Origin of the sequence: Methanospirillum sp., from assembly GCF_035560735.1 — an archaeon.
Classification (GTDB): domain Archaea; phylum Halobacteriota; class Methanomicrobia; order Methanomicrobiales; family Methanospirillaceae; genus Methanospirillum.
Genome location: NZ_DATMYY010000192.1, coordinates 1 through 3,051, shown reverse-complemented (window position 1 = coordinate 3,051; position 3,051 = coordinate 1). Strand labels below are relative to the sequence as shown.

At 45.6% G+C, this 3,051-nt stretch carries 2 protein-coding genes and 1 pseudogene; 2 read left to right on the top strand and 1 reads right to left on the bottom strand.

Annotated features, from left to right (window positions below; translation table 11 throughout):
* Positions 1–41 precede the first annotated feature (41 nt).
* Together VN429_RS05705 and VN429_RS05700 are read left to right on the top strand one after the other, a co-directional pair.
* Positions 42–542 (top strand): MarR family winged helix-turn-helix transcriptional regulator, encoded by a 501-nt coding sequence (locus VN429_RS05705; protein WP_325630788.1) that lies wholly within the window; start codon positions 42–44, stop codon positions 540–542.
* On the top strand, positions 539–1,906 hold the full coding sequence (locus tag VN429_RS05700; RefSeq protein WP_325630786.1) for an MATE family efflux transporter: 1,368 nt from the start codon (positions 539–541) through the stop codon (positions 1,904–1,906). The genes VN429_RS05705 and VN429_RS05700 overlap by 4 nt, the downstream gene beginning before the upstream one ends.
* Before the next feature lie 24 nt (positions 1,907–1,930).
* Here VN429_RS05700 and VN429_RS05695 read toward each other — a convergent pair.
* A pseudogene (locus tag VN429_RS05695) lies at positions 1,931–3,051 on the bottom strand (cache domain-containing protein); the annotation flags it as partial.

Below are 3,051 nucleotides of genomic sequence, written 5' to 3'. Positions count from 1 at the left end.
GCACTGACAACGCTATATGGGAACACTGCTAATCTGTTGAGGTGACAGCAAAAGCTCTCCTGCCTCATGATATTCCCATAGGGGGATTAATATCAATTATCTTCAGAACTCAGGCAATATTCCTGAATCACCATCTTCGTTCACTCGGTCTCTCATGCGGTCAGTTCCCTGTTCTCATGTTTCTCAAGGAACATCAGAATGTTACACAGGAGACACTGGCACGCCACTTTCATATCGACAGAGGGACAATTGCCAGGTCAGTAAAAAAACTTGAAGATGCCGGCTATGTTATCAGAAATATAGATCCAGACAACAGAAGGGCTGTAAAATTATTTCTTTCAGAGAAAGGGGTATCTATTATCTCTGATTTGATTCGGATTGATACCGAATGGGAAATGACTGCCTCATCTAGACTCAATGAGGAAGAAATGACCCAGTTCAAAGATCTTCTCTGGAGAGTGGCTTTTGCCAGCATCAAAGGGGTCAATGATATCGGCGAAAATTCCTTTGCTTCATGCTGCTCCGGAGGTGAATGTGCATGAATTCTTCTCAGGAGACAGAGGGTGTTAATCTCCTTAAAGGCGATCCAAAAGTTGCGATCCTAAAACTCTCAATCCCGATGATCATCGCAATGCTGCTGATGTCAACCTACAACCTGGTAAATGCCGTCTGGGTGGCAGGTCTGGGATCAGACGCATTAGCTGCGGTTGGATTCATCACACCCCTTTTTATGGTACTCATAGGCCTCGGAAACGGGCTTGGAGCAGGCGCCACCTCGGTTATTGCCAGGAGAATAGGTGCAGGAGACAGGGATGGTGCAAACGGTGCAGCGATGCAGGCAATTTTACTGGTGCTCGGAATTTCGGTGGTCATCACCGTCCTCCTGATTGCACTATCACGCCCGCTGATGCTCCTTTTTGGTGCTGGAAAAACCGTAGACCTGGCAGTTGAATACGGAAACATCGTCTTTCTCGGTACAGTCCTGATCCTCTTTACCAATGTAGTGTATGCAATTCTCAGGGCAGAGGGAGACACCAAGAGGACAATGTATGTGATGGGAGCCTCGTCTATCCTGAACATCATCCTCGATCCGATTCTCATTTATTATTTTAAAATGGGGATTGCAGGTGCTGCATGGGGAATGATCGTGTCACTGATACTGGTGACTGTAGTACTTCTCTACTGGTTCCTCATCAAAAAAGATACATACGTAAACCTGTCATGGAATGTCAATCTCAAAGAAGCCAAAAATATCAGAGATATCCTCGCTGTAGGACTTCCGGCAAGCTGCGAGTTTTTTCTCATGTCATTTCTGGCGATATTTATCAACGCTATGCTGGTTATGGTTTCAGGAACAGATGCAGTTGCGGTATACACAGCCGGTTGGCGGGTTGTATTCTTTGCGATAATCCCACTTGTTGCAATATCTACCTCTGTCGTCTCTGTAACAGGTGCAGCATACGGAGGACGGCACTTTGAGAAGTTCCCGGTAATTCATTCATTTTCAATCCTATTGGGAATAGGAATCGCAATAGCCATCAGCATCCTGACCTGGGTGTTTGCATCTCAGATCTCATTTATCTTCACCTATTCAGCAGAAGGAGCACATCTTGCACCAGCAATCGCGTCCTTTCTCGCCACGATGTGCATTTTCTATCCGTTTGTTCCACCAGGAATCATGTCCTCATCTATCTTCCAGGGAACCGGACGGGGTATCTCATCTCTGATACTAAATGTGCTTCGAAACATGGTCTTCATGGCCTCATCAGCATACCTCCTTGGAGTTGTCTTCGGACTTGGTGAGCACGGAGTATGGTATGGAATAGTAATCGGTGATATTCTTGGAGGAATAGTTGGATATATATGGGTCAGGATGTATATCAGCCGGCTTATGCGATATGCCTGATTTGAGAAAAAAAGTATTCGGATTTTAATGTTTCATGACTGCAACTCTCCATGGCATACCATGGAGTGACATTGTGGTCCATGCAATCTTAACATCTTCCTTATTTATTCCAGAATATGTATCTATACCGGCTCTCGCATTTTGCAGATGCACTGCAGATTTAAGAAGTGAGGGTGAAGCATTAAACTCAGGATCACTCCAGGCTGACCTGCCAATCTGGGTTGAATCACTTTCTGCGAGTGCTGTCCCTTCAGGTTGCTCTACCATGAGCGAATAACCGGACTCTTTGAGTATCTGCATCTTGTCAGGCGAGACGAGCACAGCCGGATCCACGAGAGCAGAAACATATCCGGTGATGGTTTTTTGCTTTGATACAACCGGATACGTGATGACAACTGCATCCTTTCCTTCAACTGTTTTCATGTATGTGCTCATTGTAGGAGCAGGATAAGAAATTATGCTGGCAATATTTGGCGTATTTGAAAGATCTGTCCCGATTGATGACTGATACATATCAGGATAAACGGCAGTTATCCGCCCTGACTTGTCCAGAAAAGAGGATTCATATAGTCCCATCTGGTTCATATCAGGGTTTTCAACGAGTGAGGAGAGGAGAAGGCTCTGGTTCTCTTTTGAAACCTCATTGCTGCTTAAGTCTGCTGCAACATCAACCAGTGCCCCGTCGATAGTATCAAGTCTTTTCTGCAGGTCTGCAGAGATCCTGCCAAGTACCTGGAAGATCTGATCGTCAGATAAATCCGGTTTATTTGTTTCAGATTCAAACCAGGCCTGCTCAGTCACTCCTCCCCCATTCAGTGGAGTTACATTTTCTACAGAGACCATAGTCCCCCACATCCGGGAAGAGACCATATCAGTCTGAGGAGTTGCAGTCCCGGAGATTCTGAGGCCATCTACCGCATACTGGGCTGGAAGGTTAGTTGGAAGAAGTTGATCTCCTGTTTCAGTAATAATCCCAAAGAAACCCCCTTCCAGATCCTGATATACCATTGTCCCAACAAAGGGGAAGGAATCTGAAGCAGCAGTAGCCTGGGCACTGACACCAGAAAAGAGTGCCAGTATCATTATCGCTAACAGAACTACAAATCCGGTAGAATTCTTGCCCATCGAAGTCACAAATTTTACAT

Excerpts from the sequence above, each read along its gene's own strand:
- VN429_RS05700 (WP_325630786.1), top strand. The coding sequence starts at position 539 with ATGAATTCTTCTCAGGAGACAGAGGGTGTTAATCTCCTTAAAGGCGAT.